18 protein-coding genes and 1 pseudogene are annotated in these 21,741 nt (G+C 59.1%); 17 read left to right on the forward strand and 2 right to left on the reverse strand.

Annotated elements, in window-relative coordinates:
• Positions 1-29: 29 nt before the first annotated feature.
• The 11 genes and pseudogenes from CHU71_RS05035 (at position 30) to CHU71_RS05085 (ending at position 12,588) form a co-directional block, all read left to right on the forward strand.
• Complete coding sequence (locus tag CHU71_RS05035; RefSeq protein ID WP_147760381.1) at positions 30-3,008, forward strand: DUF4040 family protein; 2,979 nt, start codon at positions 30-32, stop codon at positions 3,006-3,008.
• On the forward strand, positions 3,008-3,451 hold the full coding sequence (locus CHU71_RS05040; protein ID WP_005528840.1) for a cation:proton antiporter subunit C: 444 nt from the start codon (positions 3,008-3,010) through the stop codon (positions 3,449-3,451). The genes CHU71_RS05035 and CHU71_RS05040 overlap by 1 nt, the downstream gene beginning before the upstream one ends.
• Positions 3,451-4,992 carry a monovalent cation/H+ antiporter subunit D family protein gene (locus CHU71_RS05045; RefSeq protein WP_147760382.1) on the forward strand — a complete coding sequence of 514 codons (1,542 nt, stop codon included), beginning with the start codon at positions 3,451-3,453 and terminating at the stop codon, positions 4,990-4,992. The genes CHU71_RS05040 and CHU71_RS05045 overlap by 1 nt, the downstream gene beginning before the upstream one ends.
• The gene (locus CHU71_RS05050) at positions 4,993-5,523 is read left to right on the forward strand and encodes a monovalent cation/H+ antiporter subunit E (RefSeq protein WP_147760383.1); all 531 of its coding nucleotides are present in this window, start codon (positions 4,993-4,995) and stop codon (positions 5,521-5,523) included.
• Complete coding sequence (locus CHU71_RS05055; RefSeq protein ID WP_147760384.1) at positions 5,523-5,813, forward strand: cation:proton antiporter; 291 nt, start codon at positions 5,523-5,525, stop codon at positions 5,811-5,813. Before CHU71_RS05050 ends, CHU71_RS05055 begins: the two co-directional genes overlap by 1 nt.
• A 2-nt stretch (positions 5,814-5,815) precedes the next feature.
• The gene (locus CHU71_RS05060; protein ID WP_046645266.1) at positions 5,816-6,184 is read left to right on the forward strand and encodes a Na+/H+ antiporter subunit G; all 369 of its coding nucleotides are present in this window, start codon (positions 5,816-5,818) and stop codon (positions 6,182-6,184) included.
• Between the two features lie 78 nt (positions 6,185-6,262).
• Positions 6,263-7,161 (forward strand): annotated as a pseudogene (locus CHU71_RS05065) (ammonium transporter).
• A 3-nt stretch (positions 7,162-7,164) separates the two neighbouring features.
• Positions 7,165-7,503, forward strand: coding sequence for a P-II family nitrogen regulator (locus CHU71_RS05070; protein ID WP_005528853.1), 339 nt, complete (start codon positions 7,165-7,167; stop codon positions 7,501-7,503).
• A gap of 1 nt (position 7,504) precedes the next feature.
• The gene (locus tag CHU71_RS05075) at positions 7,505-9,616 is read left to right on the forward strand and encodes a [protein-PII] uridylyltransferase (RefSeq protein WP_147760385.1); all 2,112 of its coding nucleotides are present in this window, start codon (positions 7,505-7,507) and stop codon (positions 9,614-9,616) included.
• A gap of 47 nt (positions 9,617-9,663) precedes the next feature.
• Entirely contained in the window at positions 9,664-11,268 is a 1,605-nt protein-coding gene (ffh, locus tag CHU71_RS05080) for a signal recognition particle protein (protein WP_147760386.1), read from the forward strand.
• A gap of 135 nt (positions 11,269-11,403) precedes the next feature.
• Positions 11,404-12,588, forward strand: a complete 1,185-nt coding sequence (locus CHU71_RS05085; protein ID WP_147760387.1) for a TIGR04053 family radical SAM/SPASM domain-containing protein — start codon at positions 11,404-11,406, stop codon at positions 12,586-12,588.
• A 1-nt stretch (position 12,589) separates the two neighbouring features.
• Here CHU71_RS05085 and CHU71_RS05090 read toward each other — a convergent pair whose 3' ends face one another.
• Positions 12,590-14,860, reverse strand: a complete 2,271-nt coding sequence (locus CHU71_RS05090; protein ID WP_147760388.1) for an acyltransferase family protein — start codon at positions 14,858-14,860, stop codon at positions 12,590-12,592.
• 442 nt (positions 14,861-15,302) lie between these two features.
• Between CHU71_RS05090 and rpsP the strand changes: the two genes are divergently transcribed.
• Positions 15,303-15,794 carry a 30S ribosomal protein S16 gene (rpsP, locus tag CHU71_RS05095; protein WP_147760389.1) on the forward strand — a complete coding sequence of 164 codons (492 nt, stop codon included), beginning with the start codon at positions 15,303-15,305 and terminating at the stop codon, positions 15,792-15,794.
• A gap of 364 nt (positions 15,795-16,158) precedes the next feature.
• On the opposite strand, the gene CHU71_RS05100 is transcribed toward rpsP, so the two are convergent.
• A complete protein-coding gene (locus tag CHU71_RS05100; RefSeq protein WP_147760390.1) occupies positions 16,159-16,569 on the reverse strand; it encodes a cupin domain-containing protein in 411 nt (136 codons plus the stop codon).
• A 131-nt stretch (positions 16,570-16,700) separates the two neighbouring features.
• Between CHU71_RS05100 and rimM the strand changes: the two genes are divergently transcribed.
• From rimM to CHU71_RS05125, 5 genes are all read left to right on the forward strand, one after another.
• A complete protein-coding gene (rimM, locus tag CHU71_RS05105; RefSeq protein WP_147760391.1) occupies positions 16,701-17,201 on the forward strand; it encodes a ribosome maturation factor RimM in 501 nt (166 codons plus the stop codon).
• Positions 17,198-18,064, forward strand: a complete 867-nt coding sequence (trmD, locus tag CHU71_RS05110) for a tRNA (guanosine(37)-N1)-methyltransferase TrmD (RefSeq protein ID WP_046645272.1) — start codon at positions 17,198-17,200, stop codon at positions 18,062-18,064. Before rimM ends, trmD begins: the two co-directional genes overlap by 4 nt.
• Positions 18,054-18,416, forward strand: coding sequence for a hypothetical protein (locus CHU71_RS05115; RefSeq protein WP_046645273.1), 363 nt, complete (start codon positions 18,054-18,056; stop codon positions 18,414-18,416). Before trmD ends, CHU71_RS05115 begins: the two co-directional genes overlap by 11 nt.
• A 201-nt stretch (positions 18,417-18,617) precedes the next feature.
• Entirely contained in the window at positions 18,618-19,196 is a 579-nt protein-coding gene (locus CHU71_RS05120; RefSeq protein ID WP_147760392.1) for a hypothetical protein, read from the forward strand.
• Between the two features lie 182 nt (positions 19,197-19,378).
• Positions 19,379-21,685, forward strand: coding sequence for a Tex family protein (locus CHU71_RS05125; protein ID WP_070420626.1), 2,307 nt, complete (start codon positions 19,379-19,381; stop codon positions 21,683-21,685).
• Positions 21,686-21,741 lie beyond the last annotated feature (56 nt).

The following is a 21,741-nucleotide window of genomic DNA, read 5'->3' on the forward strand; positions in this document are numbered from 1 at the left end:
TAAACAATGGTTCGTGAGGCTCATCTTTCGTGACACTTCTGTATGTTGTCCTCCTCGCAGCTTTGGCAGTGGTTCTTGCCCCGGTGACCGTCCGGGTCGCCGATCGCGCCGCCGGCTATCCGCTAGCCGGCATTTTTGTTGTGGCGGCAGTTCTCCTTGCTAAAGAATTCGGAACTCTATCCGAGGGCAAAGAAATTTCCTTTAGTCGCACCTGGGTTCGCGATGTCGTGGACTTAGGTATCGACGTCAATTTCGCCCTCCGCGGCGATGCCCTCGGCGTTTTCTTCGCCATGCTGGCACTCGTTATCGGTGCGGTGGTATTTACCTATTCGGCGGCCTACCTTCCTGCGGGCAAAGGCAACGTCAGCTTCTATACGCTGATGACTTCCTTTACAATGTCCATTCTGCTGCTAGCTCTGGCGAACGACGTCATTTTGCTGTTCCTCGCCTGGGAGCTGGTGTCCTTGGCGTCGTTTATGCTCATTGCTCGCTCCGGCAAGGCAGGTGAGGCAGGCTCGCAGCGCACCTTGATTCTTACCTTCATCGGCGGCCTGACCCTGCTTGCTGCCGTGGCGATTGCCGCGACCGCGGCGGGAACCACGAATCTGGAGGAGATCCTTGCCTCCGGCGTGTGGGCACAGCGTCCTGGTCTTACTGCCGGTGTTGCCGTCCTGATTGCGTGCTCGGCGTTTACCAAGGCAGCGCAGTTCCCCTTCCACTTCTGGCTCCCCGAAGCCATGGCAGCTGCGACCCCGGTCTCGGCCTTCCTGCACGCGGCCGCAGTGGTTAAGGCGGGCGTTTACCTGCTTATTCGTTTCTCCACTATCTTCCACGACGTGGCGGTATGGAACTGGTTGCTGATAGTGGTCGGCATGGGCACCGCGGTGATGTCCGCGGTCTTTGCCGTGCAGAAGACGGACCTGAAGAAGCTCACCGCTTATTCCACGGTCTCGCACTTGGGCTGGATTGTGGCCACCATCGGCGTCGGAACGCCATTCGCTATCACCGCGGCCCTCGTGCACACGCTGGCTCACGCGCTGTTTAAGTCCTCTATCTTTATGCTGATCGGTGTAGTCGACCACGAGGCCGGCTCCCGAGACATCCGCCGTCTGGGCGTGTTGTGGAACAAGATGCCATTCACGTTTGCCTCGATGGCTATCGGCGCGGCGTCGATGGCCGCAGTTCCGCCGCTTCTGGGCTTTGTCTCGAAGGAAGGCATGCTGACTGCCTTTGAAGAGGCTCCAATCGGTGGGGCAGGGCAGGTCATCTTGCTGCTCGTCGCCGCGATTGGCGCGTTCTTTACCTTCACGTATTCCGCGAAGATTGTCTTCGGCGCCTTTTTCGACGGTCCGCGCAACATGTCCAAGGTCCACGAGGCGCCTGTTCGCCTGTGGCTTCCGGCTGCGCTGCCGGGCTTTATGTCCCTGCCGCTGGTGTTCTTCCTGGGCACCTTCGACAAGCCTTTGGACTTGATGGCCGGTTCTGTCGGTATGCATTCCCACGCACACCTGGCTTTGTGGCACGGCATTAATGTTCCGCTGATCATCTCCACCGTGGTCCTACTCGCGGGTATCGCGGGAGTCTTCGTGCGCAAGCAGCTGTGGGCCGCGTTTGAGGGCACCAAGCTGGTGCCGCGCACCGGTAACGAAATGCTCAACCTCGTGCAGAAGTGGGCCACCTCCATCGGCCGCTTTGTAGGCCGCATGTCGGATACTCACAACCCTTCGCGCCTCATGCTTCCGATCGTCTTGCTGCTCATCATCTTGGCGGCCGCGGGGCTCATCAGCGAGGGCGTCGACGGCGTCGCTCTGGCGCCCCGCGTCGATGGCCTGGACAACCCTTGGGATCTGCTGCCGCTCTCCATCGTGGCGCTGTCCATGATTGGCCTCGTCCGCACCCGCAACCGTCTTACGGGTGCTGTGATGATCGGCATTGCCGGTACCGGCGTGACCCTGCAGATGTTCCTGCTGGGCGCGCCCGACGTCGCCCTCACACAGTTCACCGTTGAGGCACTGTCGGTCATCGTCATGATGATGGTCCTGCGCTACCTGCCGGAGAAGTTCCACCCAGTGCAGGACACCTCGCGTAAGGCTGGCTCGATTGTGATCGCAGTCTTCGCTGGTGTCGCCGCATTCCTCGGCGTTTGGGGCCTGATGGGTCGCCACGAGCGCTCGGACCTTGCCATGTGGTACTTGAACAACGCTCCGGATATCACCGGCGGCGACAACGTCGTGGCCACCATCATCGTTGAGTTCCGTGCACTCGATACCTTGGGTGAGCTTTCGGTTCTGGGTATGGCCGCAGTGGTTATCGCAGCGGTCACTTCGACGCTGCCGCGTTTCCCGTTCACCTCGGGTACTCGTCCGGCGCCGTTTGGACAGTCCCAGCTCAACTCCGTTCCGCTGCGCAAGGGCATTGCGATTGTTATCCCGATTCTGGTCATCATGTCCGTGGTTGTGTTCTACCGCGGCCACCAGGCCTCGGGCGGTGGCTTCCCGGCGGCGCTGATTATGGGCGCGGCTATCGGCTTAACCTACCTCTCGCGCGGTTCGGACGAGATTGTCTTCGGCCGCATGACCCCGATTCATCTGACAGGCATCGGCATCATCGTTGCGCTGACAGCCGGTTTCATCGGCTACATCCCGCATCACGGCGAGCCGGGCGGCTTCCTCACCGCCATCCACGGCCATGCTCTGGGGCAACACTGGACCACGTCGCTCATCTTCGATCTCGGTATCTACCTGGCAGTGCTGGGTATGCTCACCATGGCCATCAACGCTTTGGGTGGCTACCTGCGCCCAGGTACTGAACGTGACTACCTGCCGTGGGTGCACGACGACGATTCCGCGTTGCCTACGACCCCACGCGTGGTGCTTGACGACGTCGATGATCCTTACCCCGAGCCCATCAATCCCTCGAGCAACCCCTTGGCGCTGCTCAACAAATCGGAAGCTCGAACCAAGAAGGAATCCCCTCGCACTATTCGAAAGAGGGGCGAGGATAACTAATGATTCTTGCACTGACTATTGCACTGCTCATCGGCTCTGCTGTCTACCTCATTCAGCAGCGTGGCCTGGTCCACATCGTGTTGGGCATGATGGCCTTCGGTCACGGCGCGAACCTGACTCTTCTGGCAACGGGGGTGTACTCCTACCGCGGTGAGTCCTTCCCATCGCAGGTACCAGCTGACCAGATGGCGGATCCGCTGCCGCAGGCCTTCGTGCTGACCGCCGTGGTCATTTCCATGGCGACCTCGACGATTTTGCTCACCATGGCCGCTATGGGCGCCAATGATGACACGGACATCGTGGAGCCGGTTGATGACAACACTATTGACCACGCGTTCTCCACGCTGGGTCGTGATTCTAAGAATCGAGAGATTTTGCAGCGTTCTGCCAACAAGATGGATCGCCTGAAGGAACTTGACCAAGCTGAGGAAGGGGAGAAGTAATGGCTGAACTCGTCAGTGCACTGTTGCCGCTGTTCCCAGCGGTGCCCCTCGTCGCTGCGGCGTTGGCTCTGCTCGCGCCGTGGCGCGGCGTGCGCGATTCCATCATGCTTGTCATCCCCGGCGTGGGCATTTTCGCGGGCTTCGCGTTGCTGTTATACACCATGAACAATGGCGTCGTGGCGCACACGGTTGGTTTGTATCCAGGCAACGCCGGTATCGCGTTTGCTGCGGATACCTTCTCTGCTTTGATGATCGTCACCACGATGATCGTAGCCTTCGGCGCCAACTGGTTCGCCATCGTGGGCGGCGAGACCAAGTCACGCTATTACGCGTCGCTGACCCTCATCCTAGTCACCGGTGTGTGTGGCACCTTGCTGACTGCGGACCTCTTCAACTTCTTCGTGTTTATCGAGGTCATGCTGTTGCCGTCTTATGGCCTCATCACCATGTCGGGTACGTGGTCTCGCCTTGCTGCGGGCCGCGCGTTCGTGTTGGTCAACCTCTTTGCGTCCACTTTGCTGGTGGTCGGCGTCGGCTACATTTACTCGGTTACGGGCGTGGTGAACCTCGCGGCGCTCGAGAGCGCAGCCGCGGGTAACGGCCCAGTGACCGTCGCTTCCGGCATCGTGGTCATCGCCATCGCGGCGAAGGCCGGCGTGTTCCCTGTACAGTCTTGGCTGCCACGCACGTACCCCGGAACCTCCGCCGCTGTTATGGGCTTGTTCTCGGGCCTGCATACTAAGGTCGCGGTCTACATGCTCTACCGCCTCCGGGTCCACCTCTTTGACATGGACCAGCGCTGGGGCACCCTCATCATCGTGGTCATGATTGTCTCCATGATCATCGGTGCCTTCGGCGGTATGGCCGAGAACTCGATCCGTCGCGTGCTGGGCTACCAAATGCTCAACGGCATGCCGTTCATCCTCGTGATGATGGCATTTACCACCCACGACCCGCAGCGCGCTCTGGGCGCGGGCATCCTGTACACCATCCACCACATGCTCACCGTGGGCTCGTTGATTCTGGCCTCGGGTGCCATCGAGGAGACCTACGGCACGGGCCTGCTCTCCAAGCTGTCGGGCCTGGCTCGCCGCGACCCGATCATCGCCTGGATTTTCGCAGCCGGTGCCTTTTCCGTGGTGGGCTTCCCGCCATTTTCCGGTATGTGGGGCAAGGTCCTCATCGTCGTCGAGATTGCGCGCACCGGTGACCTATGGGCATGGATTGTCATCGCCGTCATCATCATTGCATCCTTCGCCGCCTTCCTGTCGATGCTGCGCGTGTGGCGCGAGGTCTTCTGGGGCAAGGATCTGCCGAAGGAAAAGGTCCCCGCTGAGCTCATCATCCGCAAGAAGCTGATGGCGCCGTCGGCTGCGCTCATCATGGGCTCGCTCACCATGTTTATTTTGGCGGGCCCAGTCATCGACGTCACGATGCACGCCGCCGAGGACCTGCTCGACACCGAGGCCTACACTCAAGCTGTGCTTGGCGACGCCCCCGTTGCCCTGCCGGACATCGACTCCATCCAGGGAGGTCGCTAAATGAAACTCTTCTTTCACTCCTGCGTGTATGCGCTGTGGCTGGTGAAGGAAATCTTCGTCGCTGGCTTTGGACTGGCGGCTGAGTCCTTCAAGCCAAAGAACAATTACCACCCAGTCGTCGTGCGCTACCCGCTGCGCGTGACGGGCGCGTGGGAAATCTTCTGGTTTACATCCTCCATTACCGCTACCCCTGGCACACTATCGCTGGGCCTGCGCGAGCCGGTGGCCGAGGGCTTGCCGCGCATTGTGCTCGTCCAAGCCGTCATGGGCGACGATCCAGTCGAGATCATGGAATCCTTGGCCGACATGGAAGAGCGCCTCGCCCCGCACGTTAAAGAGCTGGACTACGGCGTTCCCGGCCAGAGTGACACCAAGGTACTCGACCCGGCTTTCTACGAGTACCCACTCGAGACGCTCGGTCGTCACATGCGCGCGCCGGACATCGCGCAGGTTGAGGACACTCCGCTTCCTGCCAACGAGACTGAGAAGTATTCCGTGTGGCCATTGCGCCCTGAAAGGAAAGGCGAATAATGCTGGATTTCGCGCAATTTAGTGCTTTCGAATGGGTCATTTTCGTCTGCATCTTCATCATGGGCGGCGCCCTTGCCTCCGCGTTGCTTCTAGCTCTGCGCTCCCGCGACGAGCTGACCCGCACGGTCATGTCAGACATGGCCTTCTATGGCATGCTTTGCATGTACATCGCGTGGACGATTACGAACCACGCGTCGATTCTCTACGACATTGCCATGCTGGCGGCTATCGCGGCCGGCGTGCTCCCGACGCTGTCGATGGCGCGCATCATCTCGAAGGGACGTCGATAAGCATGGCGATTTACGAGATTATCGCATCCATCCTGCTCATCGTGGCCACCATCCTCGTGGTCGCCACCGCAATTGCACTCTGGCGCGCTCCTGACGCCTTGACCCGAGTCAATCTGCTTGGGCCCACCGTCGGTCTGGCTGTGCCGCTTTTGCTCGTGGCGAAACTCATCGTGGACTTCTCGGAAAACGGCTTTTCGCTGTGGTCGCTGGTGCGCGTGCTCATCGCGTGCTTCGGTGTCTGGATTATCGGCTCCGTGGGCTCGTTCTACATGGGCCGTTCGATTTATGGAGTCACCGTCACGGACGTGAAGTACGCTCGCCGTGTTCATAAAAAACTGCGCACTGTCAAGGCCGACGAAGACGAGTTCTAACTGACCCCTTGTCTTTTCTATAGAAAAGATGTGGAAGACGACGACAGATCAAGTAATTGCCGCTTCCGGCAACTCCTCATGAGCCCAGGCATGGCGCTCTTCTACGGCGGAATGTCGGGGCGTCGTCAAGTGCTCAACATGATGATGCCTTTCGGAGTCATGGCCGTGGTCCCCGTCATCTACGTCTTGTGGGGCTGGTCCATGTCCTACGGCTCCCGGTCCGTCGCTGGCCTCTTCGGCAGCCCTTTCCAATTCTTCGGCCGCAGCGGCCAAAATCGTAGACGACGCGGGCAACTACGTCGAGGGCGCCTCTGGCTACCCGAACGTCATCGATATTGCCTTCCAAGTCACCTTCGCCATCATCTCCACCGCTCTCATTTCCGGCGCGCTGGCTGGCCGTGTGAAGTTCTCCGCGTGGCTCTTGTTTACTAGCCTGTGGACCACCATCGTCTACATCCCGCTGGCACGGCTGCAATGGTCCTAGCGCTGGTCGTAGGCAAGCGTGCGGGTTCCCGGGCAAGCTCGCGCGTCCGCACAGCCTGCCCATGGTGATGCTCGGCGCCGCGCTCCTGTGGCTCGGATGGTTCGGCTTCAACGGTGGATCCGCCTTCGCCGCTGATGGTGTGGCGGGCCTGGCGCTGGTTGCTGACGGATCTGGCGTCTTTACCTGCGACGTCGTCTACGGCCTCAAGTTGTTGGCCGTCCAGGCTGTCATTGCGGTGGTAGCCATGGATGTCTCTGCTATTGGCACCTATCTCATTGCCTTGCTTATCAAGACGACCATTGGTTGGAGAATTGATGCAGAAGGCGAGTCTGGCGGAATCGATGTTGCGCAGCACCGTGAGTCCGCTTATGACCTAAGCAGTGGTGGTGACTCCTCCCGTGGGCGCATGGGCGCTACTATTAACGGGCAGGGAAACACTTCCACGTTGGGCACTGCGCCCGTTATCCCGCCGCGTACCGAAGTCAAGGAGTAAGACATGAAACTCATTACCGCTGTTGTTAAGCCTTTTACGCTGCCCGATATCCGTGAAGCACTGGAGCAGCTCGAGGTTCATGGCCTTACCGTTACCGAGACCCAAGGCTTTGGCCAGCAGCGCGGTCACAGCGAGGTCTACCGCGGCGCCGAATACGCTACCGACTTTGTTCCGAAGGTCAAGTTGGAGATCGTGGTCTCCGATGAGTCCGTCGATGAGATTATTAACGCCGTCGTGGAGGCCGCCTACACCGGCAAGATTGGCGACGGCAAGATCTGGGTAACCCCAGTTGAGGACGTCATCCGAGTCCGTACTGGCGAGCGCGGCGAAGCTGCTGTTTAAGATGCACAACGCCGCCGAGCTTCGAGCACAAGCGTATGAAGCGGCGCTCGCATTAACCAAGACCCTGGAGTTGCCAGAGGGGACCGCCCTCGCAGCTACAGGGTCTTTTGCGCGCCGCGAGATGACGCCGTATTCCGACCTCGACTTCCTCCTCATTCACGCGGATGGCACGGAGGTTGATGAGGACGCGGTGGCAGATATTTGGTACCCCATTTGGGAGGCCAAATACCACTTGGATTATGCCCTGCGCACCCCTACCGAGTGTGCGGAAATCGCTGGGGCCGATCCCGCGGCAGGTTTCGCGCAACTGGATCTGTCCTACGTGGCGGGGAACAAGGCGCTTGTCGACGAAGCGCGCGCCAAGATTATTTCCCAGTGGCGGATTTTGCTGCAGAAGCACTTTGACTCTTTTCTCAACACTGCCATCGCGAGGTGGCGGCGGTCCGGAACGCTGGCAACGATGACCAACCCGGATATCAAGAACGGCCGCGGTGGCTTGCGCGATATTCAGTTCATCAGGGCCTTGGCATTGGGCAACTTGGCAGATACCCCGCGTTTGGAATCTGAGCGCGACCTGCTGCTGGATGTTCGCACTCTGCTGCATGTTCACGCCCACCGGCACCGCGACCTGCTCGACCCTGAGTTTGCGGCCGAAATTGCGGAGGAGCTGGGTTTTGTAGATCGCTACGAGCTTTCGGCTGCGGTGGTCAAGGCGGCGTCGACAGTGGATAAGGCCATGGAGAGGGCATTGGCCACAGCACGGGGCGTCGTGCGCAGGCGCCAGCGCCTCGGTAGCCGCAAACCACTCGATGTCGGTGTTGTGGATAGTGGCGGTTACGTCACATTGGCCCGTAATGCAGATCTCGATGATCCGGGCCTCGGGCTGCGCGTGGCCGCGGCATCAGCGCGGACCAACCGCCCTATCGAACCAGGTGTATGGAAGTTGTTGCCTGCATCGCCTGAGCTACCGCAGAGGTGGAAAGCTGCCACTACCGACGCCTTTTTTACCATCTTGTCTTCTCCCACAGACACACCTCGTCTGATTCAGGAATTAGATCGGGTAGGGATGTGGGAGAAACTCGTTCCCGAATGGGCTCATATTCGTGGCATGCTGCCCCGCGAGCGTAGCCACGCACACACGGTGGACTACCACACGATGCTGACGGTGGCGCGGTGCGCCGAGGTGCGCACCACTGTCGCCCGCCCAGACCTTCTCCTGCTCGCGGCGCTCTACCACGACATTGGCAAGGGCTACGACCGCCCCCATGCCGCCGTCGGAGCGGAGATGGTGGCCAAAGCTGCCGCTAAGATGCGATTAAATTTGGCGGATCGCTCTCGAGTGCAAACCCTAGTAGCTGAGCACACGACGCTAGCCAAACTGGTTTCTCGAATGGATCCTTGCTCAGATGAGGCGCGCGATAAGCTGCTCGCGGCAGTCCATTATGACTACCTCACGCTGTCCCTGCTCCTCGTCTTGACCAAAGCCGATGCCGAATCTACAGGGCCTAATGTATGGAACCCGCGTTTAGAGTCCGGAATAAAGGTCTTGAGCGAGCGTGCTTTTGACCAGTTGGAAGCGCTCACACCCACTAAACCGGTGGTTTACGCCGAAGAGGAAATAGCTTTGAGCACTGACTATGAAGAGCGCACGCTCACCGTGACGTGGCGGGGCAAATACCAGCGGGAAGTTGTTCGCCCTTTGGCGCTCATCGCGGCGCTGGGCTGGACCATTGTGTCTTCGCGGATGGCGCGCGTTTCGGATGCGCAAGGGGAGGGGTTTGCCGCGGAGTTCGATGTGCGCACCGTGGCGGAGAGCTTCGATGCCGCGGCGGACGAGGCACGGTTTATCCAGTCTTATAAATCAGGCGTATTCACGGTACTACCGGAGATTGACGGGGCGCCGACCACTGCGATGTGGACCGGCGGGGTGTTCGAGGTTCGCACAGTGGAGCGCACCGGTGTGCTGGGACACGTGCTGGCGAAGCTACCGGACTGTGAGTGGATCACCAGCTATGTTCCGGGTGCCACGATGGTCCTGCACGCGAAGCCGCTTGGCGACGTCCCCCGCGCGACATTGGTCAGGAATGTGACCCAAGCGCTTGTGAGCGGCTAAGCTGGGGGAGTTAAAAATTACCCGAGATTCTGAGGGAGCACTCACTCGTGTTTGAGTCACTGTCCGATCGCTTGCAAACAGCCTTGTCAGGTCTGCGTGGCAAGGGCAAGCTGACCGAGGCCGACATCAATGCCACCGCCCGCGAGATTCGTCTCGCGCTGCTGGAGGCCGACGTCTCGCTCACCGTCGTCCGTGCCTTCATCAAGCGCATCAAGGAGCGCGCCGCTGGCGCAGAGGTCTCCGAGGCGCTGAACCCGGCGCAGCAGGTCATCAAGATCGTCAACGAGGAGCTCGTTGACATCCTCGGTGGCGAGACCCGCCGCCTGCAGTTTGCCAAGAACCCACCTACGGTCATCATGCTGGCCGGTCTGCAGGGTGCTGGTAAGACCACCCTCGCCGGCAAGCTGGCCAAGTACCTGTCCAAGCAGGGCCACACCCCAATGCTGGTGGCTTGTGACTTGCAGCGTCCAGGCGCGGTCCAGCAGCTGCAGATCGTCGGCGAGCGTGCGGAGGTCGCGGTCTTTGCTCCGGACCCGGGTACCTCCATCGATTCCCATGAGCACGAGATGGGCACCTCCCACGGTGACCCAGTCGCCGTCGCCCAGGCGGGTATTGAGGAAGCCAAGCGCTCCCAGCACGACATCGTGATCATCGATACCGCGGGCCGCCTCGGTATTGATGAGACCCTGATGACTCAGGCACGCAACATTCGCGACGCCGTGAACCCAGATGAAGTCCTCTTCGTCATCGACTCCATGATTGGTCAGGACGCAGTCCAGACCGCCGAGGCCTTCCGCGACGGAGTCGACTTCACCGGCGTGGTCCTGACCAAGCTCGACGGTGACGCCCGCGGTGGTGCGGCGCTGTCTATCCGTGAGGTCACGGGTAAGCCCATCATGTTCGCCTCCACGGGCGAGAAACTCCAGGACTTTGACGTCTTCCACCCTGAGCGCATGGCTTCGCGCATCCTGGGTATGGGTGACTTGCTCTCGCTCATCGAGCAGGCTGAGGCCACCCTCGACCACCAGAAGGCCGAAGAAGCTGCTGCCAAGCTTGGCACCGGTGAGCTTACCCTGAATGACTTTTTGGATCAGATGCTGATGATCCGCCGCATGGGCCCAATCGGCAACCTGTTGAAGATGATGCCGGGCGGCAAGCAGATGAACCAGATGGCAGAGATGGTCGATGAGAAGCAGCTCGACCGCATCCAGGCCATCATTCGCGGCATGACCCCGCAAGAGCGTGAGAATCCGAAGATCCTCAACGCCTCCCGCCGCAAGCGTATTGCGAACGGTTCCGGCGTTTCGGTCTCTGAGGTCAACCAGCTCATCGAGCGCTTCAACGAAGCCAAGAAGATGATGTCCAAGATGGCTGGCCAGTTCGGCATGGGCCCAGGCATGGGCCGTTCTGCGACCAAGAAGAAGGCCAAGGGCCGCAAGGGTAAGAACGGCAAGCGCAAGCCTGCCAAGAATCGTCCACGCGGCGGCATGCCGGGAATGCCTGGTGGAATGCCGTCCATGGAGGAACTGCAGAAGCTGCAGAGCCAGATGGGTGGCGGTGGAATGCCAGGAATGCCGGGCATGCCGAAGATGCCCAAGGGAATGGAAAACATCGATCTCAACAACCTCGACTTTGGGCAGGGCAAGAAGTAAATAGATTCCCACCACGAGGGGGCGGATGCGCGTTGCGTGTCCGCCCCTTTTTGTCTTCGCCGGTTTGGCCCCTATTTTTTCTACGGCTAAAGTTGGATTTAAGAACTTCCGAGTCCAAAGGTCACCGAACGCGCCATGAAGCCCACCCCAGTTGTCCGCCAAGTCCACCATGACATCAACGCGAAGCCCTTCATCGCCATTTGGGAGGTAACACGCGCCTGCCAGCTGGTATGTCAGCACTGCCGCGCCGATGCGCAGCACGAGCCAGCTCCCGGACAGCTGACCACGGAACAGGGCAAGGCGCTACTGGACTCCATTGCGAGCTATGACAAACCGCGCCCCATCGTGGTGCTCACCGGCGGCGACCCTTTTGAACGCGGTGACCTCGGAGAGCTCACCGAATACGCCACCTCCCTCGGACTGAACGTGTCGCTGTCGCCGTCGGTGACACCGCGTCTCACGCGTGAGCGCTTGGAAGGGCTGCGCGCCGCTGGCGGTTCCGCATTGTCCCTTTCCCTTGACGGTGCTACCGCCGAGACCCACGACTATTTTCGCGGATTTTCGGGCATTTTCGACCAAACTATCAAGATGGCTGAAGTAGTCACGGACGTGGGCTATCGACTGCAGATTAACTCCACCATCACCAAGAACAACGTCAGGGAAGCACCTCAGCTGCTCAAGCGCGTTATCGAAATGGGTGCGAAGCTGTGGAGCGTGTTCTTCCTCGTTCCCACCGGCCGTGGCACTGGTTTGAAAGCGCTGACGCCGCTCGAGCGCGAGGACGCCATGCATTGGCTGCACGACGTCTCCAATCGCGTCGCCATCAAGACCACCGAAGGCCCGCAGTATCGACGCGTCGTCATCGAAGCCCAGCGGGGAATCGAATACGAGGGCGGCGAGCTCTATAAGTTCCTCACTGAGGAAACCGAGCGAGTTCTCGGGCCCGCGGATGCCTCACATACGCGCCGCCCCCGCCCGCCGATGGCCATCAATGCTGGATCCGGGTTCGTCTTCATTGATCATCTGGGCGACGTCTACCCGAACGGCTTCTTGCCCATGCATTGCGGCAACGTCAAGGAGCAAACCCTGCCGGATATCTATGCCAATTCGCCGGTGTTTAAGAAACTGCGCGATCCTGCACAGTGGTCGGGCAAGTGCGCGGTGTGTGAGTATGCAAGTGTCTGTGGCGGCTCGCGCTCGACCGCATTCGCGATGACGGGCGATCCTTTGGCCTCCGATCCCACGTGTGCTTATGTTCCGCTTGCATGGGAAGGTCAGAAGGACAAGCTTGACGACGCCGCCCACGTTAACAACAGCTAACTTAGACGGCGTCGTTGTCGAAGTAATAAGGGTAGGGAACCGGCTGAGGTGCTTCCGAAGTGGGGGACGAAGTTTTCGGCGTCGAAGACTGCGGCGTGGGCTTCGGAGTTGATGATGGGGATTCAGGCGGGTCCTGTTTTTGCTTCTTGCCTTCGAGGAAGGGAGCGATAGCTTTGCGCAGCATGGGGGCTGCGGACTCTGCAAAAGCATTGCTGATGTGGTGCATATCGCGGTACACCATGGTATTTCCGATGACAACGGGGCAAGCGCCGTCCTTGTCACAGAACCAAGAAGAGGTGTCCAGGGAAATCATGTTGTCATACTTAGACAAGATCTCGGCGCCTGGATCAACAGGCGCGTAAACCTCGTCAAAAGTCATGCCGCAACCTTCAATGTCTTCGGTAGCTACGTAGCATTCATCAAACTCGCGGCCTTTACCGGCGTCATCGAAGCCCCAGGGGTTATCACGCAGACCGAGGAAAGGTATCTTCTCTTCAGCCAAGCGGTCCCAGAACTCGATGTATCCGGCTGGGACGTAGTCCGGACCTTGACCAAGTGGGCCCGAAGGGCGGGTGGTGTTGGAAATGACCAGAGCCGGCTTGGCGTCGACGATGCGTTCAGTGACCATCTCGCCCCACTTATTGCACTCAGGGGTGACTGTGAGGTCGTCGCCAAGCTCAATCGGGCAGTCCTGTCGCAGCATCGGGACAATCTTGAAGTGCATTTCGCGGCCCAGGCGGTCAAGGCCAGCTATCCACTGCTCTGCGTGAGAACCGCCAACCACATAGACTTCAGTCTTTGCTTCACGGTCACCAAATGTGCAAGGTGTGCCGTCGAGGCGTGCGCTAGGCAAGTAATCGGCAGGCATGTCTTGGCCGATGAAACAGAAGGCCACAGCAGTTGGAGGCATAATGCCGCCGACCAAAATAGGGTCTGGCTTAAACTCCACGCCCTTCGGGGTGTCAGCGTCCATGGCAAATGCGGCTGCGCCTGGGTACAGCTTTGGATCGAGGTTTTCCGCATTCTCGGAGTAGATGGTGCTCATCCACATCGGTTGGATTAATAGCAGGCCAGCTACACAGGCGCTGATAAGCACACCACCAACAGCGCGCAAGGAACCAGGTGTGCGCTTCATCGATGCAACAGCGCTGTTGACTGGAAGATCATCCTTGGTCGGGCGATTGCGAGCCTGACGCAGAGGCTTTTCCAGGAAGCGGTGCGTGAGGTCTGCGAGGACCAAGGAAATCGCGATGATAATAACGCCCAGCCACCACGGCGGGGTCTGCAGATCCAATGCCTTTGTGGACAGGATCAACAGTGGCCAGTGCCAGAGGTAGAGCGGGTACGCGACGTCGCCAAGCCAGCGTGCCTTTGGGGAAGCCATGTGGCGGGAAATAGATCCGCCGCCACCCAAGATAATTAGGACAGCGCCGCCGAGCGGAAGCAAGGAAAGCGGTCCCGGGTAAGCGGTGGTCTCTGCGATAACGGCGCCGGTAAAAACCAAGCACACGAGGCCGAGCCCGGTGAAGAAATTGGAGAATCGAGTCGGGATATTCCACTTCGAGCCGTAAATCGCGAGTACGGCGCCGAGCGTTAGCTCCCATGCGCGGGACCACGTGGAGTAGTAGTTAGCGGGCGAACCGTACAGCCCCTCCCGAGATGCATAGGCAAAGGATGCGATCGTAGCGACGATAAGAATGGGGCCAGCGATTTGATTGACAGTGGGGAAGCGCACCTGCTTGAGGCGCTTAGGGTCCTCGGCTGGGCGCAGTTTCATGATGGCCGCGAGAATCAGCGCGAAAACGATGCCCATGATGTAGAACTGGCCCTGCACAGCCATTGACCACATGTGCTGCAGTGGCGAGGTGCTTGCAGAGGCAGCCGTGTAATCCGCGTTTTGCCTCGCTAGTTCCCAGTTCTGGAAGTAGAGCATCGTGGCTGTAATTTGCTGAGCCAGCTCGGTGCGCGTGAGTTCCGGCGTGAAAGTGCGTACCAAGAAATAGGTGGCGCCGATAACTAGAACGAGGCTTGGTACGAGGCGCCTGAGTGTGCGCCAAATCGGCCACCATGGATTCAGGGATGCATTTGGCTTGGTGGCATAGCGAAGCTGCGAGCCCAAGAAGAAGTAGCCAGAAAGTAGCAAGAAGACATCGACGCCGCCGGACACTCGCCCGACGAATACGTGATAAATAACCACGAGTGCGATGGCGATGCCGCGAAGACCGTCTAGGTCGTAGCGGTAGCGGAAGCTGCGTGGCGAATCTTCAGTCATAATTTCTCTCAGCAGGCCGGGCAATTGCAAAAATATTTTGAATACTCTTGTGTGGGACCGCCCTAGAGGAGGGCGCAGTGTTCAATCGCTTAAGGTAAGGCCTGAAAGGGTCATGGGTTTGCGTCAAACAGATTACTCTGTTGTGGGCCCAAGGACATAACGGTGCGGCTACTAAGCGGCAGAAGTTGCTTAGGCCGTTGCGCAGATTTCATTTTTCATTCGCGTGGCGCTAAACTCGTTTAGGTTGTCTGTCGCGTGCTTCTTTTGAAGAAGAGTATGCACACGTGCGGATTGCACCTCAAACTTAAAATTCTGCGTAACGCCGGTACCGCCTACGGACGGCCGGCATGTCACGCGCAGAGTAAATCCAAGGGCTGAACCGGCGCACCGCTATCAGGTTGTGCGTGTCTGAACTGCCCGGTGACTAGAAAAGGAGCCAATCATGGCTGTCAAGATCAAGCTGCAGCGTATCGGTAAGATCCGCAACGCTGAGTACCGCGTCATCATCGCTGATGCACGCACCCGCCGCTCCGGCAAGGCTATCGAGAACATCGGTATCTACCAGCCGAAGCAGGAGCCTTCCCTCATCCAGATCGATTCCGAGCGCGCACAGTACTGGCTGGGTGTCGGCGCACAGCCGACCGAGCCGGTTCTCGCGCTGCTGAAGGTCACCGGTGACTGGCAGAAGTTCAAGGGCCTGCCGGGCGCTGAGGGCACCCTGAAGGTTGCTGAGCCGAAGCCGTCCAAGCTGGAGCTGTTCAACGCTGCACTGGCTGAGGCTAACAACGGCCCATCCATCGAGGCCATCACCGAAAAGAAGAAGAAGGCTAAGGAAGAGGCAGAAGCTAAGGCTGCTGCTGAGAAGGCTGCTGCTGAGGCTGCTGCAGCAGAGTCCGAGGAGTCCGCTGAGGCTTCTGAGGAGTCCGCAGAGTAATCTCGCCGCGCTTTTGCGTAACTAGATCTTCTAAGGGGCGCCTGTTACCTCCCGTAAAGGGGAACGGTAACAGGTGCCCTTTGCTATTTCGCTTCCGAGCGCACGTTGCCTGGGTAGTTGCGAAAAGGATTTTCCGGATTCTTAAAATCGGTGCCGCGGATGGAGGCAGCGAAGGCGGATTTGGCGATGTCGAGCTTCATTTGCTCCGGCAGCGCGGTGGCGAGGTGGCGAGATGCTTGAGGAGCTCATCAATCGAGGCGTCGGCAATCGCGTGTAGCGGTTCCTCCTGATCCATGATCAGTGGCGGTCCGCCGAGGTGGGGGCACGCCAACGGTACTCATGATTTGGCTGTGTTATCACCGTTTTAAGCGCTGGCTATTGTTTCTCCTGTCAACATTGTGAGCAGCATAATTGCCGGTGAATCGCCGTCAGATTCCACCGCGTCAACCCGGTGTGGAACATAGGCTGGCAGGTGGATGATCTGGCCTGGCCGGAGGAGGGCTTCTTTGCCTCCACATGTAAACAAGACTTCTCCGCGCAACGTTTGCAAGGTAATCGGATGTGCGGCCTTATGGTCCGGCAAACTTTGGCCCGCGTTAAAGGTGAATAGGATGAGGTTGCCGCCATCGGCGCTCAACACGCGTTTGACGGCTGGGCGCGGGCGCTGCGCGTTTGGTTCCGGCGCCTCCGCTAGGAGGTCTAGGTTGAACATTTTATCGCCGTGATGGCTGGCATTGCCGAAGGTGGTTACGTCATTGATTGGAAGCTCTGCCATGGGCTTCTCCTTAATCTAAAAGCGGTGGTCTCATTCTCAACGGTACCCAAAAATATCGGATTTAATAAGTCTGAAACCGTATAAAATATCGCAGTTCGTGCCGTCAGTTGGAAGCGATTAAAGTTGAGCAAATGGAACTAATGATCGGCCGTGTCATCAAATCGCACGGAATCAAAGGCGAGCTGAGCGTCGAAGCCACCACCGACGAGCCCGAAATCCGCTTCGCGGTGGACGAGGTGCTCCATGGCCGCCAAGGAAAGAAGGAACACGAACTCACCATCAAGGCAGTTCGCGTGCACAAGGGGCGCCTGCTCATCACCTTTGAAGAGATAAAGGACCGCACCGCGGCAGATTCGCTCCGCGGCACGCAATTCTTCGCCCCGCCGCTCGATGACCCTGACGATGACGGTTTCTACGACCATGAGTTGGAAGGCTTGCGCGTCATCCATGATGGCAACGACATCGGCGAGGTCACTGGACTTACCCATGGGCCAACCCAGTCCTTACTGGAGGTGCGATTGGAATCTGGCAAGGAAGCCTTGATTCCCTTCGTTGAAGAAATCGTTCCCGAGGTCGATCTCGACGAAGGCACCTGCACCATCACTCCACCGGAAGGATTGTTGGACCTGTGAGGCTCGATGTCATTACGATTTTCCCCGCGTACTTGGACCCGCTGCGACATGCTCTGCTGGGCAAGGCCATCGAGCAGGGCAAGCTATCTGTAGGCGTCCACGATCTGCGTGCCTGGGCTACGGATGTCCACAAATCTGTGGACGATTCCCCCTTTGGCGGCGGCCCAGGCATGGTCATGAAACCGGAAGTCTGGGGCCCTGCGCTTGACGACGTCGCCAGTGGTGCCGCGCGCACCACGGACCTGGAATCCTCCCTCCCGCACCTCAATAGGCCGCGCCACGACGACGTCGAGGGCGTGGAGGCCATCGGCTACGAGCGGTCGGTAGGGGAGGACGGCGTTGCTGAGGATCCGTCCTTGCCGCTGCTGATCGTGCCGACCCCCGCGGGTAAACCTTTTAGCCAAGCAGACGCGCGCGAGTGGTCCAACGAGGAACACATCGTCTTTGCCTGTGGCCGCTACGAGGGCATCGACCAGCGTGTCATTGACGATGCAGCGCAGCGCTACCGCGTGCGAGAAGTCTCCATCGGGGACTACGTGTTGATCGGCGGGGAGGTGGCGGTGCTGGTTATTGCTGAGGCCATCGTGCGCCTCATCCCAGGCGTGCTGGGCAATAAGCGCTCTCATGAGGAAGATTCATTCTCCGATGGTTTGCTCGAGGGCCCGAGCTACACCAAACCACGCGAGTGGCGTGGGCTGGCCGTGCCTGAGGTGCTGACCTCTGGAAACCACGCGCGGGTGGATGAATGGCGCCGGCAACAGTCGCTAAAACGTACGCTGGAACGCCGTCCGGAACTGCTCGAAAAAGTTGAGCTGGATAAGAAAGACAAGAAGTTCCTGGAGAGTCTTCGTAATGGAAGTTAGTACTGACCTGTCAGTTTTGATGACGGAAAAAGAGTGGAACGAGATTCTCGAAGGCATGCCAGAACAGCTGGCTGCAAACGGTTTTGAACCGGCGAATATTAGCGCTGAGGTCGTCTCTTTCACGTGTGAGCCGGATAATGTGCTCGTCAACGAGTACATGGACAAGCATGGCTCCGCGCCGGTTAGTGAGAATGTCTGGCGCGTCATCGTCAATGGAACCTCAACGTTGCCGCTGACCAAGGTGACCGCGGCAGTGGTGGACTGCCTGCCACCACACATTCTGTGGTACGGAACCTCCGAGATCGGTCACACCGAGTTCGGGTTGGGCACCGCCTGCGCGTGGCAACCATAGATCTTTAGGTAGTAACTGGGTGACGAAAATGGGGAGCCTCGCCCTCTGATTAGTTGCTGCAGAACCATCTTGCGAGCTGTGGAAAGAGGAATGTTCCCCGAAATCAATCGTCGTTGCTAGAGCCTGTCTTATCGTGAAGTCATCAAAAGGAAGTTTCCTTACTTCACTCTCTCTTTACTCGATACAAGGCAGGTGCACCGCATGTCCATTCCCAACAATTTCCCCCAGGCCAACAACGGCGTTGGTTTCACCTATCCGGCAGATAACTACCTGGCGCCCACAGAGCAGCGCGGCGGGATTTCAGCCGGCTTGGCAGTGGCTATTACGGCCATCGTTGGTCTTTGCCTAGCTGCAATCGTGGCGGGCGTCATGGCGTTCATGGGCAAAAGCGGCGGCTCTGATGCTGCTGCTGGTGCGGCCTCCCCAGTGCCCGTCTCCTCTGCACAGGACGTCGCCCCAGTAACTGTCACTGAGCAGCGCCCAGCCACCGTGACTGTGCAGGCGCCAGAACCCGTCGCACCCGTTCAGCGCGTTACACATGCTCCGTCCTACTCCTCTGGATACACCAGCTATCGAGCGCTCACCGGCAACACCTCGCAAAGCTTTGCAGCAAATGTTTATTCATCCTTTGTAAGCAACTACGCCGCGACCGGCTCCCCGAACGCAACGCTGAAGGTTTATTCTCCGGTTACCGGCGGCAACTACTACATGTACTGCTCCGGCACGTCCTCCTCTGTCCGCTGTTCTGGAGGCGACAACGCAGCAGTTCTCATCTACTAACGCCCTGCGAGCACGTCAAAGCGTTACGCTTCCTGGACGAGTCGCCCCGACACGAATGTGTTGGGGCGTTACTGCGTGAGGGAAAAGTAATTGAGGAGTTGGAGCGCTCATCGCTGGGATGAAAAGGCGGTGCGGTACCTTTGTTGAGTCCAGAAAATCAGCCACAAAGGTGAGGATTTCTTTTGAAGATTGCAGCTACCATTGCCGCAGAAATTGGTGTAAAGGAGTCTCAGGTTGAGACTGCTTTGACGCTTCTGGCGGAGGGAAACACCGTCCCATTTATCGCACGTTACCGCAAAGAAGCCACTGGTGGTTTGGATGATTCGCAGTTGCGCACCATCGAGGAGCGCGCGACGTACCTGCGCGAATTGGAAGAGCGCAAAGAGGCAATTTTGGCGGCTATCGATGAGCAAGGAAAGCTCACCGACGAGCTGCGTGCACAGATTCTCGCGTGCGAGACCAAGGCGCGTTTGGAAGACCTGTACCTGCCATACAAGAAGCGCCGCAAGACCAAGGCCGACATCGCTCGTGAGGCCGGCCTGGAAGAGTTGACGGACAAGCTCATTGAGAACCCCACGGCCAATCCAGAAGAGATGGCGGGGCAGTTCCTGACTGAAGGATTTGAAGACACCAAGAAGGCTCTCGAGGGCGCGCGTTCCATCATCATCGACCGCTTTGCTCTCGACGCCGACCTTGTGGGTGACGTGCGCGAGCGCATGTTTAGCCAGGGCACCATGGGGGCCAGTGTAGTGGCCGGAAAAGAAGCTGAGGGCGCAAAGTTTAAGGACTACTTCGAGTTCTCTGAGCCCTTTGATCAGCTGCCTTCGCACCGGATTTTGGCCTTGCTGCGTGGTGAAAACGAGGGCGTTCTCCAGCTCAACCTGGATGCCGGTGAAGACGAAGTCTATGAGGGCATGATTGCTGAGCGTTTTGATCTCGCGGTCAAGGATTCCAAGTGGCTTTCCGACGCCGTGCACTGGGGCTGGCGCACGAAGCTCTACATCTCTTCTGGCCTTGATGTGCGCATGCGCCTGAAGGAGATCGCCGAAGAGGGCGCCTTGAAGGTCTTTGCCACCAACCTGCGTGACGTTCTCCTTGCCGCGCCGGCTGGCCAGCGCGCCACCATCGGTTTGGATCCGGGCTACCGCAATGGCGTGAAGTGCGCGGTGGTGGATTCCACTGGCAAGGTAATCGACACTGCAATTGTCTATCCGCACCAGCCACAGAACCAGTGGAGCCAGGCAGTAAATACTCTGGCCACGCTGTGCGCGAAGCACTCTGTGGATCTCATGGCCATCGGCAACGGCACCGCTTCCCGTGAGACGGAGAAACTGGCCAACGAGATCGCTGACATGCTGAAGCAGGCCGGCGGCCAGCGTCCGACGCCCGTCGTTGTCTCCGAGTCGGGTGCTTCGGTGTACTCGGCCTCCCAGCTTGCCGCGGATGAGTTCCCAGACATGGACGTCTCCCTACGCGGTGCGGTCTCCATCGCTCGCCGTCTCCAGGATCCCCTGGCTGAGCTGGTAAAGATCGATCCGAAGGCCATCGGCGTTGGCCAGTATCAGCATGATGTTAACCAGACTGCACTCGCTCGCACCCTCGATGGCGTGGTTGAGGACGCCGTGAACGGTGTGGGCGTGGACCTGAATACTGCTTCCGTGCCGCTGCTAGAGCGCGTCGCAGGTGTGAACGCCACCATCGCCACCAACATCGTGGCCTACCGCGATGAGAACGGTTCCTTCGCATCCCGCAAGGAACTCAAGAAGGTTCCGCGCTTGGGGCCAAAGGCCTTCGAGCAGGCAGCAGGCTTCTTGCGCATCAATGGCGGAACCGATCCGCTCGATAGCTCGGCAGTTCACCCTGAGGCCTACCCGGTGGTGGCGCGTATCGCGGAGTCCACGGGGCTCGGTGTGGCTGAACTTATCGGTAACTCCAGAGTGCTGCAGAAACTGCAGCCGGCAGACTTCGCTGACGATACTTTCGGTGTCCCCACCGTCACGGACATCATCGCTGAGCTGGATAAGCCAGGCCGCGATCCACGCCCTGAGTTCAAGACCGCTACTTTCAAGGAAGGAGTGGACAAAGTCTCAGACCTGGTACCGGGCATGATTTTGGAGGGGACCGTCACCAACGTTGCGGCCTTCGGCGCCTTCGTGGACGTCGGAGTGCACCAGGACGGTCTGGTACACGTTTCCGCGATGAGCAATAAGTTCATCTCCGATCCGCACGAGGTCGTGCGCTCCGGGCAGGTAGTAAAGGTTAAGGTCATGGAGGTTGACGTGCAGCGTCAGCGCATCGGCCTCTCGCTGCGCCTCGATGATGAACCAGGCCAGCCTGCACAACGCCAGGGTGGCGGCAAGCGTGGTGGCAACACTGGCAATGGCGCCAAAGGTGGCCGTGGAGCGCGCGGCGGCCGCGGCAATTCCGGTGGACGTCCTGCCGGCGGCTCCATGGCGGATGCACTGAAGAAGGCCGGCTTCGGCAAATAAAATCTATTAAATGTTGCTTCGTGGCGCGTTAGTGCAGTGCGGCGAGTTAATGATAA

Origin of the sequence: Corynebacterium sp. LK14 (genome assembly GCF_008042215.1) — a bacterium.
Classification (GTDB): domain Bacteria; phylum Actinomycetota; class Actinomycetes; order Mycobacteriales; family Mycobacteriaceae; genus Corynebacterium; species Corynebacterium striatum.